The organism is Flavobacterium mesophilum (assembly GCF_039581405.1).
Classification (GTDB): Bacteria; Bacteroidota; Bacteroidia; order Flavobacteriales; family Flavobacteriaceae; genus Flavobacterium.
This window is the reverse complement of sequence record NZ_JBCPXZ010000001.1, coordinates 429987-451895: the sequence shown is the minus strand read 5'-3', so window position 1 is coordinate 451895 and position 21909 is coordinate 429987. Positions and strand designations below refer to the sequence as shown.

Genomic DNA, 21909 nt, shown 5'->3' with positions numbered 1-21909 from the left:
GTATATTGTTAAAATATTAATTTTGTTTCGATGAATAAATTATTTTTTAGAATACTTGTTTTGCTTATGAGTTTGTCCTTAATAGGGATAATTCTGGTTCAGGTATTTTGGTTCAATTCTTCGTTCAAAAACAATGACGAACAATTCAAATACCACGTTACTCAAGTAATTGGAAATGTAGCTGATAAACTTGAACAGCAAGAAGAATACAGCTTTTATGACAAATATAACCGCATAAAAGACAGTACGGGTAAAATTCCTAAAAAAGAAGATTTACTGGAGGTTTTATACGTTCAGAGAAATACAAAAACAAATAAAACGATTGTATATTCAAATACGCTGACTTCTGAAGATTATGATATAAGCGGTTCGCTTTTCAATAAAAAATTCAGTAGCGAAAGATTTAAGAACTTCAGTTCTAAACGTGTAACTGAAGTTTACAACAACAATAATGGTATTGATAATAATTCTTTAGGACAGACTATCATTCCTGATTTAAAAATTGAAAAATCGGGCAGTTTAGATATCTTAAATAAAGTGCAGCAACAAATTCAGTACAAAGATATCGCTTCACTGACTCCTATTGAAGGCAGAATTACAAAAGACAAACTTTATAAACTCTTAAAAAAGGAATTAGAAGAATATGGTGTTAAGACCAAATTTGAGTTTGGTGTTCTTAGCAGCGGTTTGCCTACAAAAGTAAAATCTGATGGTTTTCATTATGATAAGGATTTAAGTTATCATGTGCCTATTTATACTGATAATGAAGGGAATAGTAAATATGAATTGTTTTTGACATTTCCATATAAAAAGAGATTTCTGCTTTCAGAATTATTGAGCATTACAATATTGTCTATTGTTTTTACGCTTATTATCATTATCGCATATACAAGTGCATTAAATCAATTGTTGCGTCAAAAACATATATCTGAAATCAAAACAGATTTTATAAATAATATGACGCACGAGTTTAAGACTCCAATTGCGACAATAAATTTAGCACTTGATGCTATTAGAAGCCCGAAAGTTATTGAAGATAAAGAAAAAGTATATCGATATCTTCAAATGATTAGGGATGAAAATAAAAGAATGCATGCCCAGGTTGAAAATGTTCTTCGAATTTCTAAATTGGAAAAAAGAGAGTTAGATATTACGAAAGAACCGACAATAGTTACCGATATTATCGACGATGCTATTGAACACGTAAATCTGATTTTAGAAGATAGACAAGGTACAGTTGTAAAACATTACAATGCAGCAAGAACAACTTGTTTGATAAATGAAGTGCACTTTACAAACGTATTGGTTAATATTTTAGAAAATGCTATTAAATATTCTCCAGATACTCCAGAGATCGAAATCTTTACTGAAAATGTAAAAGATATGATTCTGATAAAAGTAAAAGATCATGGTTTGGGAATGAGTAAGATAGCTCAAAAACGAGTATTTGAAAAGTTTTACAGAGAGCATACAGGAGATCTGCACAATGTTAAAGGCCACGGTTTGGGATTGGCATATGTAAAAAGAATTGTTGAAGACCACAACGGTCAAGTATATGTTGAAAGCGAAAAAGGAAAAGGTAGCACCTTTATAATAAAAATACCATTAATAAATTAAAATATGGAAAATAGTAACAAAAGAATACTTTTAGTAGAAGATGACCTAAATTTTGGGGCAGTTCTTAAAGATTATCTAATGTTAAATGACTTTGAAGTTACTTTAGCTAAAAACGGTATGGAAGGTTTCGAAAAATTCAAGAAAGATGTATATGATCTATGCATTCTTGATGTCATGATGCCTTATAAAGATGGTTATACTTTAGCCAAAGAAATTAGAGAAAAAAACAGCGAAGTGCCAATTATTTTCTTGACAGCAAAATCAATGAAAGAGGATGTGTTGAAAGGATACAAAGCTGGTGCAGACGATTATTTGAATAAACCTTTTGATTCAGAGGTTTTATTAATGAAAATAAAAGCTATTATCCAGAGAAAATCTGCGGATAATAAAGCAGAACAAGTACAATTTGAATTCAATATTGGTAAATTCCATTTAAATTCAAAACTTAGATTCTTGACTTTCCAAGATGAAGAGCCGATCAAATTGTCTCCAAAAGAAAATGAATTGCTTAAAATGTTGATTCTTCACGAAAATGACTTAATGCCGAGAGAATTAGCTTTGACAAAAATTTGGAGAGATGACAACTATTTTACTTCAAGAAGTATGGATGTTTACATCGCTAAACTTAGAAAATATCTAAAAGCTGATGAGGATGTTGAAATCTTAAACATTCACGGAGAAGGATTCAGATTAGTTGTAAAAAGCAAAGTGACTGAATAATAAATTCATCTAAATAATATAAAGCTCTGAGAAATCAGGGCTTTTTTTTATGCAATAAACTGAAATATTCTGGGGTGTTCTTGTTTGAAGTTAATTATTTGATTTTTAAAATCTTAGTATTGTTTTTTGGGATTTATAAAAGCTCAATAAATTTTATTCTGAAGAATTTTCTTTAAAATAATTTGGAAAATCAAAAAACAATTATGAATATTTGCACACGAAAAAATTAATAACCCTTTAAAACGAAGAAAAAATGTTTGTATTTACATTGACATCTCAAAGCTTTACACCAAATGGATTTGGTGAAGCAATTCTTCGTGGCTTATTTCAATCTTAGAAATACTTTTTAGATATATAAAAAAGCCCGAAGACAATAAGTTTCGGGCTTTTTTTATTCTAGACACTTCAAAATTTTCCCGAAAATCGATTTTTAGAATTTATCCTTCAGGATAAAAGGTTAAGCCTTCTTGGCTGTTAATTTAATGCACGATAATTTTTTTTATGGAAAATTATACGGTAGATGAGTATGTTTTATATACTCGTTTAAAAAGTAAAAAAAGAAAGAAAAGATTAGTAAAAGAAGATTTTCAAAAACAATTAATTCAACTGAATAAGCTTGAAAAAAAACTTTGGAAGCAGCGTAATAATTTGCCTTGGATCCTGCTTGATGAACCTTATCAAAAAGGATGGCAGCGTCATTTTAAATTAAGGGACGATGTTGTAAGATCAAGTGAAGCAGAGTTTTACAAAACGCTGTTGGAAAAGATAAATACTTGGCAATTTTCTTCGGATAAAACCTTTAAAAAAAGGAAAAGTAAAAAGAGAAAAAATGCTTCTTCTGTGCAAATTCAAATGCTGAAAGAATTTACTGAAAGTGAATGGAACAGTCCGAAATTAGAATTATCAGAAAGAGAAAAAGTACATTTTAGCAAGCAAGAACGTTGGAGTAAAGTTTTTGAGAGATATAGAATTCATTATGTGTTTAACGAGCCTTGGCGCTTTGTACTTCAGGTAAAACCTTACATGATTACGCACAAACGAATGTTAGATTCTGATTTAGAAAGCGAAATTCAGCTTATTTTAAATTATACTTCAAACTATAATCTTAGTGGAAAAATAAACAGATTAGTAAAGGGGCGGCCTTATAATTGGGGTTATTTTCAAAATGAAAACCCAAGAGAGGTGAGCCCAATAAAAAATAAAAGTCTACATCTGTTGTATCAGCAATATGTAGATGAAATGATATAAAATCATGGGAAATAAATTATCTGGAAAGGACCTGATTAAATTGGGTTTTCCAAAGAACAATTCAATAAACATTGCCTTAGGGCAAATAAATAGATATAGAAAAAGAGAAAAAAAGGAATCTATTCTAACAGAAGCAAAAGACGTATTGCTAAATCCTGAAAAATACGAAGGAAACGGAACGTGGGGAAAAGTAGCGGAAGGTTTGATCAAACCAGTTCAAGTGAGAATGCATCAGCTTAAATCAACGAGAGCGCCTTTTTCAATTTTTGGTGAAAATGAAATCGATCAGCACGCAAAATTTCAATTGTACGATTCGCTAAAATTGCCAATTTCAGTGGCGGGAGCTTTAATGCCTGATGCTCATTCGGGTTACGGACTGCCAATTGGCGGAGTTTTAGCAACTGATAATGGGGTTATTCCGTATGGAGTAGGAGTTGATATTGGTTGTAGAATGAGTCTTTCGATTTTTGATTTGCCAGCTTCCCATTTTAAAGGAAGGGAACATCAATTAGAAGCGATTTTAAGAGATAATACCAAGTTTGGAATGAATGAGGTGCAATCTTCAAGAGTGGATCACGAGGTTTTTCATAAAAGCGAATTTCAAGATATTCCATTGTTAAAGAATCTTTTACCAAAAGCTTACAAGCAATTAGGAAGTTCAGGCGGAGGAAATCATTTTGTAGAATTTGGAATCGCAAAAATTGATAATCCTGAGAACGAATGGAAACTAGAAAAGGGAGAATATTTTGCTGTTTTGTCGCACAGCGGTTCACGCGGATTAGGGGCTAACATTGCAAAACATTACACCTATTTGGCAACAAAACAATGTCCGTTGCCAAAAAACGTACAGCATTTAGCCTGGTTAGATTTGAATACACATGATGGCCAAGAATATTGGTTGGCAATGAATTTGGCTGGAGAATATGCAAAAGCGTGTCATGATGATATTCACAGAAGAATTGCCAAAGCAATCGGAAAAAGAATCGTGGTAACAATTGAAAACCATCACAATTTTGCTTGGAAAGAAATGGTAAACGGTCAGGAATGTATTGTACATAGAAAGGGAGCAACACCAGCAGGCGAAGGTCAGCTTGGAATTATTCCGGGTTCGATGACCGCGCCCGGTTTTATTGTGAAAGGAAAAGGAAATACAGAGAGTTTGAACTCAGCTTCTCATGGTGCAGGACGTTTGTTTTCGAGGGCAAAATGTAAAAGCAGTTTTACCCAAAGTCAGATCAACAAAGAGTTGAAAAAACACGGTGTGACTTTGATTGGTGGAAATATTGATGAAGCTCCAATGGCTTATAAAGACATTGAAAAAGTAATGGCAAACCAAACGGAGCTAGTTGAAGTTCTTGGGACTTTTACGCCTAAGATTGTTAGAATGGACCGTTAAAAAGAAATTTATAATGGAAAGAATAATTCAGATAACAGCGGGTCGCGGACCTGCAGAATGCACTTGGGTTGTTGCCCAAGTGCTTAAAAAAGTGCTGGAAGAAGCACAGGAACAAAGATTGGAAATCGTTTTATTGCAAAGAGAAGCAGGAATTGAAAACGGAACTGTAGAAACGGCATCGATTGCTGTAAAAGGAAAAAATGCAGATCAGTTTGTGAATTCTTGGATTGGAACAATTCAATGGATTGGCCAAAGTCAGTATCGGAAAATGCATAAACGAAAAAATTGGTTTATCGGAATTTTTGAAATCGAACAACAAAAAAGCAGTTTGTTTTCAGAAAATGATATTCAATATCAAGCCATGCGAAGTTCTGGAGCAGGAGGACAGCACGTTAACAAAGTGAGTTCTGCGATTCGGGCGACTCATATTCCTACAGGAATTGCAGTTGTGGCAATGGACAGCCGTTCGCAACATCAGAATAAAAAACTGGCAACAGAAAGATTAATTAAAAAACTAGAAGACGAGAAATTGCTTCAGCTTAAAAGTCACGTAGGAAAACAATGGGAAAATCAGCTGAATGTACAGCGTGGAAATCCCATCAGAGTTTTTACAGGAAGTGATTTTAAAAAGAATAAAGTTGAGAAAAGTTATAAAGGAACTCGTCAGAAATTAAAGAACGATTTACGAAATGAAAACAATAGATAAATACCTTTTTCAAGCATTAGACAATTATCCTTTTTGGCTTGAAGGAACTATAGAATCTTTAGATTATGCTTTTTCTTATGATTCAAAAAATACAATGGTTTTATGCTTGTATGGAAGAATTCAGGCGGAACAATTAATGAATTACGAAGAAGCCAAATCTTATTTTCAGGAAGCTTTATCCATTAATATTCACGCTCTTGAAGTTTATCCGCACTATTTGCAGACTTTGATTGTTAATGAAGATTATGAGGAAGCTCAAAAATTAATTGACTTTGCTTTGACTATAAAAGGAATTAATAAATCTGATATTTACACCAAGAAAGCTATTCTTTTAGAAGTTCAGCATAAATTTAAAGAAGCTTTGAAAGAAATTAAGCAAGCAAAATTATATTCGATTCAGCATGATTATGATTCTGGAATTAACGATGTTGAAAAACGAATCAAAGATAAAGTTGCTTTGTTAAAAAAGAAGAAGCCTAAAAAGGATAAAAAAGATTCTAAAAAGAAATCGAAGTGATTTTGATTAAAATAAAAACGATGTTATTCATTTTGAATTAACATCGTTTTTTGTATCTGAATATATGCATTCCTACGGGACAATTTTATAGGGTTGTCTATTTTTTTTTCTACCAATATTTAGCTTTTAATCATGAAAATTATCTCGTAGAGATTGTATGTCGGTAGAAATATGTCAGGAAATATAAATGTCCCATAGGGACTATATATAAATTATTTCCAATGTAGTTCCAAAGCAAAACAATTTTTATCACCTTTTGTAATACTAAATGTTGTTGCTGAATGGTCTTCATTGTCATTTTCGTGAATCACTACTTGATCGTTTAGCGAAAGTTCTTTTAAGAAATTCATTTCAAAGCTTTTCACTTCTTGTTTTAGGATTCTTTTTGCATCAACATGATCTAGGCACCATTCTAAATATTTTACATTATTAGCATGATTTACAATATCCAAATCGGATAAATAAACTGTTTTTTCAAAAACTGATTCTTTTTCTGGATTGATATTTATTCGTGAGAAACCTTCAATTGTTGCTTTATTTTCTGGGAAAAGTTCGAAATGTTCAAAAGGCAGTGCTAAAGGTTCTGGACGGCGTGCCTTGGTGTTGAAAACGGCCCAATACGTTTCGCTTCCGACAATCTTTTTTCCGTTTACATACATTTCAAGCGCACGAACTGAACGTGAATTTTCAAGACTATTAATCCAAGTTTTTACGGTTACAACATCTTGCCATTTTGGTAATGCAGTTATTTCTACACGCATACGACTTAAAACCCACGCTTGGTCAAATTCCTGCATATCAGTAAAGCTTATGCCGCCAACTTCTGAATGAGCAGCGGCGGTAAGCTGTAAAAGATTGCATAAATCGGTATATTTCAAGTAGCCATTTGGCGTACATTGCGTAAAATTAATTTCCCAGTCTTTGCTTAAAACTGACGTGAAATTTGGTGAAATTGGCATGAGATGGTATTCTTTTAGTATTGTATTTTAAACAAATACAAAATTAATGAATTTTTATTCCAAAATTAAATTGAAACATCTCTGCATTGTCAAAAAATGACACATATTCAGGTGCGGTATTGATATTCAAATTTGATTTTAAATAGCAAAACCCTGTAAAGACAGAAAATCTTTTGGCTAGTTGATAATCAACGTTTAATCCAAATCTAAGGTTGTCTCCCGTTTGTTTACCAAAACTTCTATCCTCAGATTTAAATTTGAGATCAGTGCCTCCATAACCAAAATAAGGCTCGAAATTGAGTTTGTCTAGTATCTTAATTTCATATGAAATATCTCCATAATAGGTATGATATTCGGAGAATTTAATATTTCCAGCCAAGGATACATCAGTTGTAGAATAAGGCATAAAATCATAGCCAACTCCTAGTTTAAAATTTTGAATCCTTAAAAAACTAAAATTTGCCCCAATTCCTACGTGATCGTTACTGGCCTTCGCTAAAAAATTATCGCCAAAAGTCGAAGGAATAATAAGATTTACCCGAATGTCATGATTAAATTTTACTAAACTTTTATTTTCGGTTTCTTGTCCAAATGAAAATTGAAGAAAGAGTAAAAAGAAAAGAATTTTGATCTTCATAATTAATAAGTTATAGCATGGATTACTTTATCGGAATTAATTGCAATATTGGCTTCATGGTTAGTTGTAACCACTTTTGTAGGATCTGAGTAATCAGCGATTGTATAACTTAAAGTTATATTTTGATTTTTAATGACGCTAAACTGAGTTTGAAGATTTTGTTGATTTTCGTTTTTATAATTTAAATCAATATAATCCTCTGCCGCAATTCCGTCAACATGAAGTGCCGTAATTTGTTTATTTGTTGATGTTTTGTTTAGGATGATCTGAAGCTCTGTAATTTCCTCATTCTTGAATAAAGTTACTTTATTGAGGTCTAATTTATAATTGGTGAAATTTTTCCTTAAAGCATCTATTCTTTTATTTTGAAATCCAGTAGTGTTGTTAAGAGTAGAATACTCATCATCAAAATTATAACCATTTAGTTCTGTAGTTATTGTAATATCATCACCTTTAGGCGCAGGAAAAATCATGCGGAATTTCCCTTCGGAATCGGTTTTGGTGAAACTTATTAAATCACTTGGAGTATAAGTTCCGTCAGAATAATTGGTTATTTCAATTCTTTTGTTAGGAATTGGATTGCCATTTCGACTAACCAGTTGCCCTTCAACTACGAGTCTTGTTCCTCCATCGTATTGAATTTCACAAGAATAGCAAATTAAAATAGTAAAAAAGAAAAGTAGTAATTTTGTCATTTAAATATATTTAAAGTGAATCTAAATATATTTAAAATTTTGTAAGAAAATTATATTTTCAACTTTAAATTTATGTAATCAAATATTTTTTGTCTGTCTGTGTTGTAATCAAACCATTTTGTATTTTCATTTCTTCTGAACCAGGTGAGTTGTCTTTTTGAAAATCTACGAGTATTTTTTTTGATTTCTTCAATAGCAAATGGCAAAGTGAATTCTCCGTCAAAATAACTGAATAATTCTCTATAACCCACAGTTTGCAAGGCATTTAATTCTTTGTTAGGATAAAGTGTTTCTGCTTCTTTTAGCAATCCCATATCCATCATGATGTCTACGCGCAGGTTGATTCTGTTGTATATGACTTCTCTATCGGCATCTAGACCGATTAAAATAGGAGTGAAGTTTCGATTGTTTTTCTTCAGATTCAAAAATGAAGAATATGGTTTTTGCGATCCAATGCAAACTTCTACAAAACGCATCATTCGTTGTGGGTTTTGCAAAGTCTGAGGATTTTCGATTGCTATTTTTTGGTAATAATCTGGATCTAGATTTTTTAATTGTTCCTGAAGATATTCGATTCCGAGTTTTTCGTAATTTGAATTTACTTCAGTTCGAACTTCTGGAGCTATTTCTGGAAATTCATCAAAGCCTTTTAAAACAGCGTCAACATATAAACCTGATCCGCCAATTAAAATGGCAAAATCATTGGTTTTATATAGATCTTCTAGTTTTGAAAGTGCTTCTTTTTCGTAATCGCCAACAGTATAGTTTTCAAAAATGGATTTGTTTTGAATGAAATGATGTTGTGCAGCATTTAATTCTTCCTGACTTGGAACGGCAGTTCCGATTGTCATTTCTTTAAAAAATTGACGACTGTCGCAAGAAATAATCTCGCATTTAAAATGTTGTGCCAAAGCAATGCTTAGGGCTGTTTTTCCGATAGCTGTTGGTCCGACAATGGTAATTAAGTACTTCATATTTTTTAGCCCAGATGGAAATGAAAACCCCGGACTTATATTTGTTTGTTTTTTTTGGAATAAAAGAGCGACCAGCGGAAGCTCCTTTTATGACTTTAAAAAACAACAAAGATAAGGAGGAGTTGCAATGTACAGCTGGATTAGCTTCATAAATTAATTATTGGGTAATGTTTTTCCGCATTGATAGCAATATTTTGCATTATCAAAGTGCAGTTGTGCTTTGCATTGCGAACATGTTCTTTTGTTGCTTACCGAAGAACTTCTGAGACTTGCTTTGGCAAATTCAGCCGTTACGATTCCGGTAGGGACTGCTATGATTCCGTAACCCATAATCATAACGAGTGATGCGAGGAATTGTCCAAGAGGAGTTATTGGTGAAATGTCTCCGTAGCCGACTGTGGTAAGTGTTACAATCGACCAATAAATGCTGACTGGAATACTGGTAAAACCACTTTCTTTGCCTTCTACAACATACATTAATGCACCTATGATTACTGCGCTGATGACGACAAAATAAATGAAAACTAGAATTTTTTCTTTACTGGCCTGCAATGCTTCTTTGAGCTGATACGATTGATGCGAAATTTGCGGAATATGCAGGATTTTGAATAATCTGAAAAAACGCAGTACACGCACAATTGTCAAGACATTTGTTGCTGGAAAAAAGATCGACAAATACATTGGCAAAATAGCCATCAAATCTATTATTCCGTAGAAACTAAAAATATATTTTACGGGTTTTTGGATTGCAATTATTCTCAAAACATATTCTATGGTAAAGAATATGGTGATAATCCATTCGCATACAAGAAGTTGGTGATGGTATTTTTGATTGATTCCTTCTACAGTATCGAGCATCACTAAGAGTACGCTAAGCAATATGAGACCCAGAAGAACCAAATCAAACATTCGTCCCAAAATGGTGTTTGTTCCGTAGAGAATGATTTTGATTTTTTCTCGGAAGAGCTCGTATTTTGATTTTTTTGTCATATCACGAAGATACGTAAACTTTATCGTATTAAAAATGCAGGATTTTTATTGATTTGCTTTTGCGAAGGTAACTTTGGATAATATTTTTCACATCACGATTGTGTTGCATCGGAATCAGGATATTTTTTAGAATATCGATATTTGTGATTTGGTAATTCAAATCATAATAAGCGTATCCTTTGTAGATTCCGTTTTCAATCAAAATGGCGCTTCTTTCGTTTACATTTCTACCGCGGTCAATCAGAATCATGCTTTTGTTTTCAAAACTATTGTCTGAAATGAATTCCTGTACTCTTAAATTGTAAACTTCAGGTGTCACTTCACCAATGCAAGCGCCATCACATTCTTTGATTTTATATTGAAAGCACTCTTTTTTAGTGATATATAAACCAGTTAATTTTTGGCACAAATGATATTTGGCTGTATGTCTAAAAAGTGCATTTTTTCCTTCCTGCAAACTAGAATAAGAAGTTATTTCCTTTTTTCTGCCATCAGCTTTTTCCAATCTTAAATTAAGATATCCGTTTGCATCTTTTTCAGCATAAAGCGCATATTGAAAAATTGTTTTTCGTTGTGCGCGGTTATATCTTGGTCTGTTTACTTTTATTTCTTCACTTTCTTTTAGAAGGGCGATTAACTCGCTTCCGGTTTCGTCATAAGTGATGGTGAAAACTTCGGCTTGAATTTTTTTACTTTTGGTTGTAACTCCTGTAAAATGTTGATTGACTCTCTTTTTGATATTTTGGCTTTTGCCGATGTAAATCAAAGTGCCACCTTCATTATAAATATAATAAACACCAGTTTTGGCTGGCATTTGACTTAAAAGGTCGAGGAATTTTGGTGCAATTCCTTTTTCGATTTCTAGTTTTATAAAATCTTTTACGATTGTTTTTTCTACGTCTTTTTCTAGAAGCATTTTGAACAACTTGGTCGTTGCCATGGCGTCTCCGCTGGCGCGATGTCTGTCTGCCATTGGGATTCCGAGTGCACGCACCAATTTTCCTAAACTATATGAAGGTTGTTCTGGAATTAATTTTTTTGCTAACTCTACTGTACAAAGTGTTTTGGCTTCAAAGTCATAGCCTAAACGACGGAATTCTGTACGTAGGATTCTGTAGTCAAAAGAGGCATTGTGAGCAACTATAACGCAGTCTGAAGTGATTTCGATGATGCGTTTGGCAACTTCATAGAACTTTGGAGCAGATTGCAACATAGCGTTATTGATTCCAGTCAGTTTTACTACAAACGGCTGAATCGGAATTTCAGGATTAACAAGGCTTATGAATTGATCAACTACTTCATGCCCGTCAAATTTGTAGATGGCGATTTCAGTAATTCCCTCTTCATTAAATTGTCCTCCAGTGGTTTCTATGTCTAATATCGCGTACAAATTCAGTAATCAGTGTTCAGTTTTTAGTAATCAATTAAAATCTTTGGTAATTTATCTTCCGCCAAAAATGCTGCTTCCAATTCTTACCATTGTGCTTCCGCATTCTATGGCTAATTGATAATCTCCAGACATTCCCATTGAAATTATTTTCAAATCAACAATCTGCAGTTTTTGGATAGAATCAAAAATAGATTTTAAATGTGTGAATTCTTTCTTTATTTGGTTTTGGTCTTCGGTGAAAGTGGCCATTCCCATTAAACCCAAGATACGAATATTTTTCAATTCCTTAAACTCAATAGAAGTTAAAAGTTCGTTTAGTTCATTTTCGTCCAAACCAAACTTAGATTCTTCTTCTGCAATATAAACTTGGAGAAGACAATCTAAAATTCTGTTGTTTTTTAAAGCTTGTTTATTGATTTCCTGTAATAATTTCAAACTATCAACACCATGAATCAAAGTCACATACGGCGCCATAAATTTGACTTTATTGGACTGAACATGACCAATCATATGCCATTGAATGTCCTTTGGCATTTGTTCCCATTTTTCAGTCATTTCCTGAATTTTGTTTTCTCCAAAAATACGTTGACCTGCTTCATAAGCCTGCATCAAATCTGAAACGGGTTTTGTTTTTGAAACGGCAACGAGAGTTACGTGTTCAGGTAAAGTTGCTTTAATTGTTTTTAAATTCGATTGAATCGACATGATGTTTCTTTTTTATGAAAGAATAAACTGTTTCGAAATTTTCTCTGCTTTTTTGCTTTCGCTATAATCGTAAAAACCTTCTCCAGATTTAACTCCCAGTTTTCCAGCTCTAACCATATTTACTAAAAGTGGGCAAGGAGCATATTTTGGATTTTTGAATCCGTCGTACATTACATTTAAGATTGCAAGACAAACGTCAAGACCAATAAAATCAGCTAATTGAAGTGGTCCCATTGGATGTCCCATTCCTAATTTCATTACGGTGTCAATTTCGTAAACTCCAGCAACTTTGTTATATAACGTTTCAATTGCTTCGTTTAACATTGGCATTAAAATTCGGTTTGCCACAAATCCAGGATAATCGTTTACTTCAACAGGAACTTTACCTAATTTTTCAGATAAACTCATGATGATTTTAGTTACTTCATCGCTTGTATTATATCCACGAATGATTTCAACTAATTTCATAATCGGCACCGGATTCATAAAGTGCATTCCGATAACACGCTCAGGATGTGCTACAACAGCTCCGATTTGTGTAATTGAAATAGAAGAAGTGTTAGTTGCTAAAATGGTATTGTGAGAGCAATATTCGTTTAATTGTTTGAAGATGTTTAGTTTCAACTCTACATTTTCAGTTGCAGCTTCAACTACTAAATCAACACCAACAACGCCGTCTTTTATATCTGTGTACGTAATAATATTTGTAATTGTCTTCGCAACATCTTCTTGCGTAATTGTGCCTTTAGAAAGCATACGCTCTAGATTGGCAGCAATAGTTGCCATTCCTTTGTCTAATGATTTTTCAGAAACATCGATTAATTTTACAGTAAATCCGCTTTGTGCAAAAGTATGCGCAATTCCGTTACCCATTGTTCCTGCTCCAATTACAGCTATTGTTTTCATATTACTTTTAGTATATTATATTTTACGATTTAGCCACGAATTCACAATTTTATCGCGAATTTCGTGGCTAATTATTTTTAAAATTCTCTTTTAATTATTTATTGAAGCAGTCAATAATTTGATACGCTACACGCAATGCATCTGTAGCTTGCTCCAATGTTACAACTGGCGTGGTGTCAGTATTGATTGCATTTGCAAAAGACTCTAGTTCGTCCAAAATAGCATTATTCTGCTCTACATCTGGATTAGTGAAATAGATTTGTTTTTTCACGCCCTCGGCATTCTGAAGAATCATATCAAAATCTCCAGGAACTTCTGGCGCATCTTTCATACGGACGACTTCGCATTTCTTTTCTAAAAAGTCAACCGAGATGTACGCGTCTTTTTGAAAGAAACGTGATTTACGCATGTTTTTTAATGAGATTCTGCTAGCGGTTAAATTGGCTACGCAACCATTTTCAAATTCGATTCTAGCATTAGCAATATCAGGAGTATCACTAATCACAGATACACCACTAGCGTGAATATCTTTTACTTTCGATTTAACAACACTTAAAATCGCATCAATATCATGAATCATTAAATCTAAAACCACAGGAACGTCTGTACCACGCGGATTAAATTCGGCCAAACGATGCGTTTCTATAAACATCGGATTTTCGATCATGTTTTTTGTAGCAATGAACGCTGGATTAAAGCGCTCTACGTGACCAACTTGCCCTTTTACATTGTGTTCTTTGGCTAAAGCAATAATTTCTTCAGCTTCTTCTACAGTATTGGCAATTGGCTTTTCAATAAAAATATGTTTTCCAGATTTGATTGCAACTTTTGCACATTTATAATGTGAAAGTGTTGGAGTAACAATGTCAATCACGTCGACAGCGTGAATGAGTTTTGCAATTGTGCTGAAGTTTTTATAGCCAAACTCTTTTGAGATTCTTTCGGCATTTTCTTGATTTTCGTCGTAAAATCCAACTAATTCGTATTTGTCAGATTGTTGTAATAAGCGTAAATGTATTTTACCAAGATGACCAGCACCTAAAACTCCTACTTTTAACATGAGAATGTATTTTAAACAAAAATATAATTTATTTGTTGAAAGTGAAAATGAATGCCAGAAAGATTTATTGATTCAATTCGCATCTGATAATCTTCCGAAAGACATTTTCATGCTTTTAATTATTAAAAATGATGTCTTGTTGATAAATTAAAAAAATAGATAACTAACATAATAAGAAAGCAAATAGATAATGTTTGTAAGTATTTTTTTTCTGTTTTAGAATCTGTTTTTTTATTTATGACATAAGTGTCTGAGTAATCATCATGTAGATTTTTACCGATTAGAAAAGATAAACTCTCGAAAGGGATAAATCGGAATAATGTTCGTTTTAAGATCATCGAAAAAGTTGGTGGATTTCCTTCTTCATCTGTTACATAGCAAGCCGTTAAGAATTTTCCTGGTGTGCTTTTGAATATGGATTCAAATAGCAGATAGTAGATGAATTTAATTGAATAAAAGAAAGCTATAGGTCCAAATTTTTCTCCAAAAGCTAGTCTCAAGTAATTTAAAAATGAATTTATTTGTGAATTTATTTGTGCGTAAGTAATTAAACCAAAAACTACAGAGATTATGATAATGGTGTCTATCAGTAAATTTAAAAAACGTTTGGAGTTTGATGAATTTTGTAGATCGTCATTATCAGGCATGTTAGTGTTTAGGTATTTTGTTATAAAATAAAATGATATGAAAATGTGTATTATAGTTGTTGTTATTATATAACTGATCTCAAGAATGCTAATTTTAATAGTGATAAATCTAAGGAAGGTTGTTACATTGATGATTGAACTTAGAAAAATTAAACTATAATTAAAGAGCAACAGCTTAGTTTCCTTATATTTTGAAAAATAATAAATAATGCTTCCAGCGAGAAAGGTTAAATAAAAAAATAAGTTTAATAGAGTTAGTGATGTGCTACTAAATGAATGTTCACTCGTTCTTTCTGTAACAATATAAATATCGAATCCTGAATAATGATAGGGACTGAAGCAGGATATGATAAAGTGCAGGAGTGGGGATATGTTTGTTGGGTAAAAGAAAACAAAAAAGAAAGCTAAAAAAATGCCAAAGAGAGAAAAAATTAATGATAAAAGTAAAATGATTTTTTTCATAAAATGATTGTGGTTGTTAGGTTTTTGGTTTTAATCAAAAATAGAAATTAAATCATAAAAAAGTAGTTGACTTTTGATAATTTGTTTTCTTATTTTTGCCAAAATAAAACCTACCCATTTTGAAAGACACTGCCAAACATCAAGGACTTCGTAATCAATTAGTAACTACTTTAGAACAAAAAGGAATTACTGATAGAGCGGTTTTGGATGCGATAAAAAAAATCCCGAGACACCTTTTTTTGAATTCAAGTTTTGAAGATTTCGCTTATCAGGATAAAGCATTTCCAATTGGAGCAGGGCAAACTATTTCGCAACCTTACACGGTGGCATTTCAGTCGCAATTGCTTGAAGTGAAGAAAGATCACAAAGTTTTAGAAATCGGTACGGGTTCTGGTTATCAGACTGCTGTTTTATTTATGCTTGGCGCGAAAGTTTATACAGTAGAAAGACAAAATGAATTATTTAAAGCAACATCAAATCTTTTTCCGAAGTTAAACATTCGCCCGAAGCACGTTACTTTTGGAGATGGATACAAAGGATTGCCAAATTTTGCTCCGTTTGACAGTATTATAGTTACAGCTGGTGCACCATTTATTCCACAACCTTTAATGGCTCAACTGAAAATAGGGGGAAGGCTTGTTATTCCGTTAGGGGAAGATGTTCAGATTATGACTTTGTTAATCAGAAAGAACGAAACTCAATTTGAAAAACATGAGTTTGGAGAGTTTCGATTTGTTCCTTTGTTAGAAGATAAAAATTAATAAAAAAGCCCGTTTTATGCGGGCTTTTTTATTTTACATTCGATTGTATTGCGTTTTTGAGGTTTTCTTTTTCGATTTTAAGCACATAGTTTATAAACACCGATTTGTCATTTTTGATTATATATCCATCTAAAGCAGAAAAATATTCATCGGATTTATTTTTATCAGTTTGAGCTACAGCATAAACATAATTGTTTTGAAATAAAATCCAGTTCATTATTATGTTTGCTACTTGAAGAGTTCCTTTTTCGAATGGATTGATATCGAGAATCTTTAAATATATTTCAGATGCTAAAATTATTGGGTTGAGATTGTTTTTGTGTGTCTCATACCAATTTAAAAGTAAATTCATTTCGCGTGAAACGAGAGGATCATTTTTATATTTTCCTGCATTTTCAAACGGAATTCCTTTGAAAATTAAATTATGGATTGAAAGAAATTCTTTTTCGCTTAAACTTGTTTTCTTTTGACTTAAATCTTTTATATAAGCTGCTATTTCTTGAAAATTAATTGCTTCAAGATGCTCCTGCATACTTTTTCCAGAAATTGTAATTCCATCATTAATGACTGATTTAACTTCTTCTAAAGTGAGGGAATTTTCAAGAGAACTGATGCTTTTGAAAATAAATTCTAATTCTAATGTTTTAGAAATTTGACGTAATTCAAAATGATTAAATGATTGAAGTTGATTTTTCAATGCTTCGATTTCATCTAAAATGGTTTGATTAGAAGATATTATTGCAAAATCAATGTCCTTTTTGTTTTTCTGAATTTCTTGTTCCGCAAGAAGCAAAGCCTTCAACGCAAATTCATCATCGCCAATTTCATAAAGTATTTTTTCTTTAAGCCAGGCAACCATTAAAGTTTCATAATCAATCTCAAGAAGTTGAGATAATTTAGTTACTTGTTCTTTGGTTGGTTTTCTAGTTCCAGATTCAAATTTACTTATTAAAGCCTGATCGATACCAGCAAGCTGTGCTAATTCGCGAGTTTTTAGGCCTTTCTGATCTCTCGCATTTTTTAAAAGCGATTTCATTTTATGAAATTTTTAGTCTTGACAAAATTAGTCATTTTTTTGAAGAAAAGAAAAGCAGTATTTTTTGAATACTGCTTTTGATATTTTATTTTGGAGGAAGCGAACCGTCTTTTCTCATTTCTTTTACAACGGCTTGCATTATGGCATCAACGGTTTGTCCTAAATCAGTAACGTACTGTGATTCTGTTGTTCCTGTCCAAATTAATTTGTTTTGTTTTAATGAAAAAATATTGGTTTCAACCATGTAGGATGTTGTTTCTTGATAGTATCCAGGATCGTAGAAATTTGGTGAATACATTCCGTACCAATTTCCAAAACCATAGCCATACATTCCAGTATACATTCCGTCAAATCCTCCGTAATACATTCCCGTATAAGTCCCAGGGACGTAATTGACTTCTTTTTCTTTGCTGACTAAGCGCATTGTAACAACTCCGTCAAAATTTTCATCTTGCAATATTTTTAATTTTTGCTCTTGCGTTAATTGCGAAGTCGCGTTTAAATATTGATATGAAGTTTTGAATACTGGATTGGTCGATGCAATTCTGTTTTCGGTAATTCTTCTTGAAGCTTCATCTTTGACCAAGGCAACGACTAAAACTTTCTTAAATTGTTCCTGTGTAACGGTTACATCTGGGTCTCTCCAGCTATTTACGATAGAAGTATTGCTGCCACAACCTGAGAGAGACAGCACGGCGGTTAACATAAGTAGATACTTTTTCATATTTTACGGTTATATTGTTTGTAGTAAAAATAACGATAAAATATTATAAACGCATCATTTTGAGAAAATTAAAGAAACAATTAATTATAAGCTTTTTTGATTCTGTCCAAATCGCGTTTTGTATCTTGTTCTTTTAAAGATTCACGTTTGTCGTAATTTTTCTTTCCTTTACAAAGTCCTATTTGAAGTTTCGCTAATCCTTTTTCGTTTGTAAATAACTTTAATGGCACAATAGTAAGTCCTTTTGCTTGAACGCTTTTATGAAGTGTTTTTAATTCTTTTTTGTTAAGAAGTAATTTTCGTTCGCTTCTGGATTTATGATTGAATTGATTCCCAAAAGAATATTCTTCAATATAAGTATTGATTGCGAAGAGCTCCATGCCACTGAATTCGCAAAAACTCTCTGTGATATTGGCTTTGCCTAGACGAATTGATTTGATTTCGGTACCTGCTAAAACAATTCCGGCAGTGTACGTATCGATGATCTCATAATCAAATCGGGCTCTTTTGTTTAGTATGTTAACTGATTTTATCATAAGTGCAAATGTAAAACAAAATTGAAAAATTTTAATGCGATACAAGATAATTAAAGATTTTTTTTAATCTATGACTTTAATCAGTATTGAAGAAAAAACTTACAGCTAAGTTTGTTTCATAATTTAAAAACAAACTCAAAATGAAAAAGATTTTTACACTAGTCAGTATTGCATTTTTTGGATTTGCAGCTCAAGCTCAGGATTCTAATCAAGGCTTAAAAGGTGCGTGGTTCGCAACTTCTCAATTTGGCTATCAACAAACAAAAACTGCTGACGCCAAGAATACAAGTTTATCTGTATTGCCAATTGTTGGAACATTTGTTACGCCTTCTGTTGCAGTTGGGGCAGGAATAGGATATATAAATATAAAAGCTGATTCTGATAAGGGAACTGCGGCGAAAACTGATTTGTTTGTTTTTCAGCCATTAGCTCGAAAATACTGGAATGTTGCTGGTTCATTGTATTTCTTTGGGCAATTAGCAGCGCCAATTATTACAGGTAAAGAAAAACAAAGTGAATTAAAAGTAAATCAAGTTGGTTTAGCTTTATCTGGAGGATTTGATTACTTTGTTACAAAGAATTTCTCAGTAGAGTTCTCTTATGATTTAGCAAACTTTACTTCTACAACTTTAAAGCCGGAGAATGGAGAAAAAACAACTGTTACAAACTTTGGATTGGCTCATGTCGCAAATGTAGATGCATTTTATAATACTGCGTTGGGTGGAAGTAATCCTAATTTGACTTCTCCAATTTCAGTTGGATTTAAATTTGTCTTCTAATTTAATTTTGGATTAAGATACATTCCAATTTAGTAATTTTGTACAAAAAGAAAGACCGTACTTTTTTGAGCACGGTCTTTTTGATATAATTTAGAAAGTATAAAATGGAAAATAAATCAAAAGATCCTTTACACGGAATTACACTTCAAAAAATTGTTGAGACTTTAGTCGACTATTATGGCTTTGATACGCTTGGGGAATTGATTCCTATAAAGTGTTTCAATTCAAATCCGAGTGTGAAATCGTCGCTTACTTTTTTAAGAAAAACAGATTGGGCTCGTAAAAAAGTAGAAGATTTATACGTAAAATCGTTGCCTAAGTTTGAGAAGTAATTGGTTTATAATTTATAAGAAATCATAACGCCACCACGATATGGCAACCATTCACCACTTTTGTTCCAGTTTTCTGCTTTGTCGTATCTTCCAGGTGTCCCGTCATTGTAGTACCCATGGTAAAATCCCTGATGCCATCCTCCTCCAGCAAAAATATCAAGTAAAAATTTATCACTTAGCTTAATGTTATAACCAACAGTAACTCCTAAATGATAACCAAAACCATGCTCATAATAAATATTATTCCAATAATTCCATTTTTGAAGTCTGTAAATATCTGGTCCAGCATTTGCTCCAACATAAAAACCATTATATTTTTCTTTAAAATGATAACGGACCTCAGGTGTTAATGTCGCAAATTTCATTGGATTATGTCCATTAATTGATTCCCAGAAAGAGGCCATGACATCTGCACTAAAAGTAGTTTTTTCCCCAATACTAGTTTCTACGCCAATGTTTGGAATTAAAAACAAGGCTGTAGCACCATTAAATTTAATAAAAGTTTGACTTTGTGATTGAATAGAAAAGAAGATAACGGCTAATAAAAATATTTTTTTCATAAAGATGTTTTTGGACGAAATAAATGTTAAAGTGGCTTATTTCGCGTGCAAATATAGCGTATAAACGCATTTTTGAGATTAATAATATTTGTTTTAACAATTATTATTTTTTTGTCAGAAAATAATAGGATTCTATTTTGTTAATAATGAGTAGATTACCTTGTCTAGGAAACGGCCTTCATAAAACTCCGATTCTTTTAAATGGGCCTCTTTTATGAAACCGCATTTTTGTAATACTTTTTCAGAAGCTTCGTTTTCAGGATCTATTACTGCCTCAATAGAGTGTAAATTTAGATCTTGAAATCCATAAATGATTAATCTGTTTACAGCCTCAGGGATAATTCCTTTGCCGTGAAATTCAGGCAACAACATGTAGCCAATTTCGGCGCGGTAGTTTTCGGGTTGCAAGCGGTAGTAGCCAATAATACCTAAAAGTTTTGGATTGCCTTTTAAAGTAATTCCCCAGTTTACTCCAGTATTTGTTTCGATTTTTTCATCAATCATTGCAATGTGAGCCAGAGCGTCTTCATTGTTTTTCACCAATGGACGCGGAATGTATTTCATGGTTTCTGGATTTGAACGTAATTCAAAAACTTCATTGACATCATCGTTTGTGATTCTTCTTAAAAGCAAACGTTCTGTTTCGATTGTTGGAAAAGGATGAAAGTTGAAATCTAACATTTTTATAAAATTTTAATACTAAACTGGGAATGAAAAGTCTGATCTATTTCTAAAATAATAACACCTTCTTTTTCGAATAAATTTCCTGAATTGCTAGCTGTGTCTGAATAGCCAAACCAAGGTTCGATACAAACAAATGGAGCTTGATTTTTGGTCCAAATTCCTAAACTTGGAAAATCTTCAAAATCAACTTGCACATAGGGTTTTGAGTTTTCAAGTATCGTTAATGAATTTGATTCCAATGTTTTGAAAACTAGAGCGTCATTTTCAAAAAGTTTGTAGTTTAGAGGTACTACACTATTAATGGTCTTTAAAGTTTCAGTTTTATTAGAAATTAAATCATTTTCCAAAAGGTTGAATTTCAATGCTTCTTCTTTTTCAAATTTGAAAGCATAATTTTCAAAATTTTCTGGAAGCGCAATTGCTGGATGAGCACCAATAGAAAATGGTATTTTGGTTTCACCTTTATTAATTACGACATATTCTATTTTTAAAGAAGTGTTTTCTAAGGTGTAAATCAGTTGTAATTCAAATTCAAAAGGATACTTTTTTAAAGTTTCTGCATTTGATTCTAAAGAAAAAACCGCGCTGTTTCCGGTTTTCTCGATCAGTTGAAATTCCATATCCCGTGCAAAACCATGTCTTAACAATTGATATTCTTTATTGTCAATAGTATAGGTATTGTTTTTTAAAGTGCCAACAATCGGGAAAAGGACGGGAGAATGTTTACCCCAGAATTCTGGATTTCCTTCCCAAATAAATTCTTTGCCTTGATTGTTTTTTAATGAAAATAATTCGGCTCCAGCATGTTTTATGGAAGCTGTTAATACTGAATTTGATATTGTTGTATTCAAAATAATAGAATTCTAAT

At 32.4% G+C, this 21909-nt stretch carries 25 protein-coding genes; 9 read left to right on the top strand and 16 right to left on the bottom strand.

Going from position 1 to position 21909, the window contains the following annotated elements:
• Positions 1–30: 30 nt before the first annotated feature.
• From AAYQ19_RS01840 to AAYQ19_RS01815, 6 genes are all read left to right on the top strand, one after another.
• Positions 31–1617 carry a sensor histidine kinase gene (locus tag AAYQ19_RS01840; protein WP_343533243.1) on the top strand — a complete coding sequence of 529 codons (1587 nt, stop codon included), beginning with the start codon at positions 31–33 and terminating at the stop codon, positions 1615–1617.
• Positions 1618–1620: 3 nt separating this feature from the next.
• Positions 1621–2337, top strand: a complete 717-nt coding sequence (locus tag AAYQ19_RS01835; protein WP_144338577.1) for a response regulator transcription factor — start codon at positions 1621–1623, stop codon at positions 2335–2337.
• Between the two features lie 501 nt (positions 2338–2838).
• Entirely contained in the window at positions 2839–3585 is a 747-nt protein-coding gene (locus tag AAYQ19_RS01830; RefSeq protein ID WP_343533239.1) for a hypothetical protein, read from the top strand.
• Positions 3586–3589: 4 nt separating this feature from the next.
• Positions 3590–4981, top strand: a complete 1392-nt coding sequence (locus AAYQ19_RS01825; RefSeq protein ID WP_343533237.1) for an RtcB family protein — start codon at positions 3590–3592, stop codon at positions 4979–4981.
• A 13-nt stretch (positions 4982–4994) separates the two neighbouring features.
• A complete protein-coding gene (gene prfH / locus AAYQ19_RS01820; RefSeq protein WP_343533235.1) occupies positions 4995–5687 on the top strand; it encodes a peptide chain release factor H in 693 nt (230 codons plus the stop codon).
• Entirely contained in the window at positions 5671–6204 is a 534-nt protein-coding gene (locus tag AAYQ19_RS01815) for a tetratricopeptide repeat protein (RefSeq protein WP_343533233.1), read from the top strand. The genes prfH and AAYQ19_RS01815 overlap by 17 nt, the downstream gene beginning before the upstream one ends.
• A gap of 212 nt (positions 6205–6416) precedes the next feature.
• Here AAYQ19_RS01815 and AAYQ19_RS01810 read toward each other — a convergent pair whose 3' ends face one another.
• The 10 genes from AAYQ19_RS01810 to AAYQ19_RS01765 form a co-directional block, all read right to left on the bottom strand.
• Positions 6417–7163 (bottom strand): acyl-[acyl-carrier-protein] thioesterase, encoded by a 747-nt coding sequence (locus tag AAYQ19_RS01810; RefSeq protein WP_343533231.1) that lies wholly within the window; start codon positions 7161–7163, stop codon positions 6417–6419.
• A gap of 43 nt (positions 7164–7206) precedes the next feature.
• Complete coding sequence (locus tag AAYQ19_RS01805; protein ID WP_343533229.1) at positions 7207–7800, bottom strand: outer membrane beta-barrel protein; 594 nt, start codon at positions 7798–7800, stop codon at positions 7207–7209.
• Positions 7801–7802: 2 nt separating this feature from the next.
• Positions 7803–8495, bottom strand: a complete 693-nt coding sequence (locus AAYQ19_RS01800; protein WP_343533227.1) for a hypothetical protein — start codon at positions 8493–8495, stop codon at positions 7803–7805.
• A 50-nt stretch (positions 8496–8545) separates the two neighbouring features.
• Positions 8546–9469, bottom strand: coding sequence for a tRNA (adenosine(37)-N6)-dimethylallyltransferase MiaA (gene miaA / locus AAYQ19_RS01795; protein ID WP_343533225.1), 924 nt, complete (start codon positions 9467–9469; stop codon positions 8546–8548).
• Between the two features lie 153 nt (positions 9470–9622).
• On the bottom strand, positions 9623–10459 hold the full coding sequence (locus AAYQ19_RS01790) for an ion transporter (protein ID WP_343533223.1): 837 nt from the start codon (positions 10457–10459) through the stop codon (positions 9623–9625).
• A gap of 28 nt (positions 10460–10487) precedes the next feature.
• Positions 10488–11849: an exonuclease domain-containing protein gene (locus AAYQ19_RS01785; RefSeq protein ID WP_343533222.1), complete on the bottom strand. Its 1362-nt coding sequence runs from the start codon at positions 11847–11849 to the stop codon at positions 10488–10490.
• 51 nt (positions 11850–11900) lie between these two features.
• The gene (locus AAYQ19_RS01780) at positions 11901–12554 is read right to left on the bottom strand and encodes a YggS family pyridoxal phosphate-dependent enzyme (protein WP_343533219.1); all 654 of its coding nucleotides are present in this window, start codon (positions 12552–12554) and stop codon (positions 11901–11903) included.
• A gap of 12 nt (positions 12555–12566) precedes the next feature.
• On the bottom strand, positions 12567–13460 hold the full coding sequence (locus tag AAYQ19_RS01775) for a 3-hydroxyacyl-CoA dehydrogenase family protein (protein WP_343533217.1): 894 nt from the start codon (positions 13458–13460) through the stop codon (positions 12567–12569).
• Between the two features lie 94 nt (positions 13461–13554).
• On the bottom strand, positions 13555–14520 hold the full coding sequence (locus tag AAYQ19_RS01770; protein ID WP_343533215.1) for a Gfo/Idh/MocA family protein: 966 nt from the start codon (positions 14518–14520) through the stop codon (positions 13555–13557).
• A gap of 122 nt (positions 14521–14642) precedes the next feature.
• Positions 14643–15167 (bottom strand): RDD family protein, encoded by a 525-nt coding sequence (locus tag AAYQ19_RS01765; RefSeq protein ID WP_343533214.1) that lies wholly within the window; start codon positions 15165–15167, stop codon positions 14643–14645.
• A gap of 581 nt (positions 15168–15748) precedes the next feature.
• On the opposite strand from AAYQ19_RS01765, the gene AAYQ19_RS01760 reads away from it, so the two are divergent.
• Complete coding sequence (locus tag AAYQ19_RS01760) at positions 15749–16390, top strand: protein-L-isoaspartate(D-aspartate) O-methyltransferase (RefSeq protein ID WP_343533212.1); 642 nt, start codon at positions 15749–15751, stop codon at positions 16388–16390.
• A 28-nt stretch (positions 16391–16418) separates the two neighbouring features.
• Here the strand turns inward: AAYQ19_RS01760 and AAYQ19_RS01755 are convergent, their stop codons facing one another.
• From AAYQ19_RS01755 to smpB, 3 genes are all read right to left on the bottom strand, one after another.
• Positions 16419–17426: a helix-turn-helix domain-containing protein gene (locus tag AAYQ19_RS01755; RefSeq protein ID WP_343533209.1), complete on the bottom strand. Its 1008-nt coding sequence runs from the start codon at positions 17424–17426 to the stop codon at positions 16419–16421.
• Between the two features lie 85 nt (positions 17427–17511).
• Positions 17512–18150 carry a hypothetical protein gene (locus tag AAYQ19_RS01750; protein ID WP_343533207.1) on the bottom strand — a complete coding sequence of 213 codons (639 nt, stop codon included), beginning with the start codon at positions 18148–18150 and terminating at the stop codon, positions 17512–17514.
• A gap of 80 nt (positions 18151–18230) precedes the next feature.
• On the bottom strand, positions 18231–18686 hold the full coding sequence (gene smpB / locus AAYQ19_RS01745) for an SsrA-binding protein SmpB (protein ID WP_026729458.1): 456 nt from the start codon (positions 18684–18686) through the stop codon (positions 18231–18233).
• A gap of 140 nt (positions 18687–18826) precedes the next feature.
• On the opposite strand from smpB, the gene AAYQ19_RS01740 reads away from it, so the two are divergent.
• Together AAYQ19_RS01740 and AAYQ19_RS01735 are read left to right on the top strand one after the other, a co-directional pair.
• Entirely contained in the window at positions 18827–19465 is a 639-nt protein-coding gene (locus tag AAYQ19_RS01740; RefSeq protein WP_343533203.1) for a hypothetical protein, read from the top strand.
• 104 nt (positions 19466–19569) lie between these two features.
• A complete protein-coding gene (locus AAYQ19_RS01735) occupies positions 19570–19797 on the top strand; it encodes a VF530 family protein (RefSeq protein WP_343533201.1) in 228 nt (75 codons plus the stop codon).
• Positions 19798–19802: 5 nt separating this feature from the next.
• Here AAYQ19_RS01735 and AAYQ19_RS01730 read toward each other — a convergent pair whose 3' ends face one another.
• The 3 genes from AAYQ19_RS01730 to AAYQ19_RS01720 form a co-directional block, all read right to left on the bottom strand.
• Positions 19803–20357 carry a DUF3575 domain-containing protein gene (locus AAYQ19_RS01730; protein ID WP_343533199.1) on the bottom strand — a complete coding sequence of 185 codons (555 nt, stop codon included), beginning with the start codon at positions 20355–20357 and terminating at the stop codon, positions 19803–19805.
• Positions 20358–20489: 132 nt separating this feature from the next.
• Complete coding sequence (locus AAYQ19_RS01725; RefSeq protein ID WP_343533197.1) at positions 20490–21038, bottom strand: GNAT family N-acetyltransferase; 549 nt, start codon at positions 21036–21038, stop codon at positions 20490–20492.
• A gap of 2 nt (positions 21039–21040) precedes the next feature.
• Positions 21041–21892 carry an aldose 1-epimerase family protein gene (locus tag AAYQ19_RS01720; protein WP_343533194.1) on the bottom strand — a complete coding sequence of 284 codons (852 nt, stop codon included), beginning with the start codon at positions 21890–21892 and terminating at the stop codon, positions 21041–21043.
• Positions 21893–21909 lie beyond the last annotated feature (17 nt).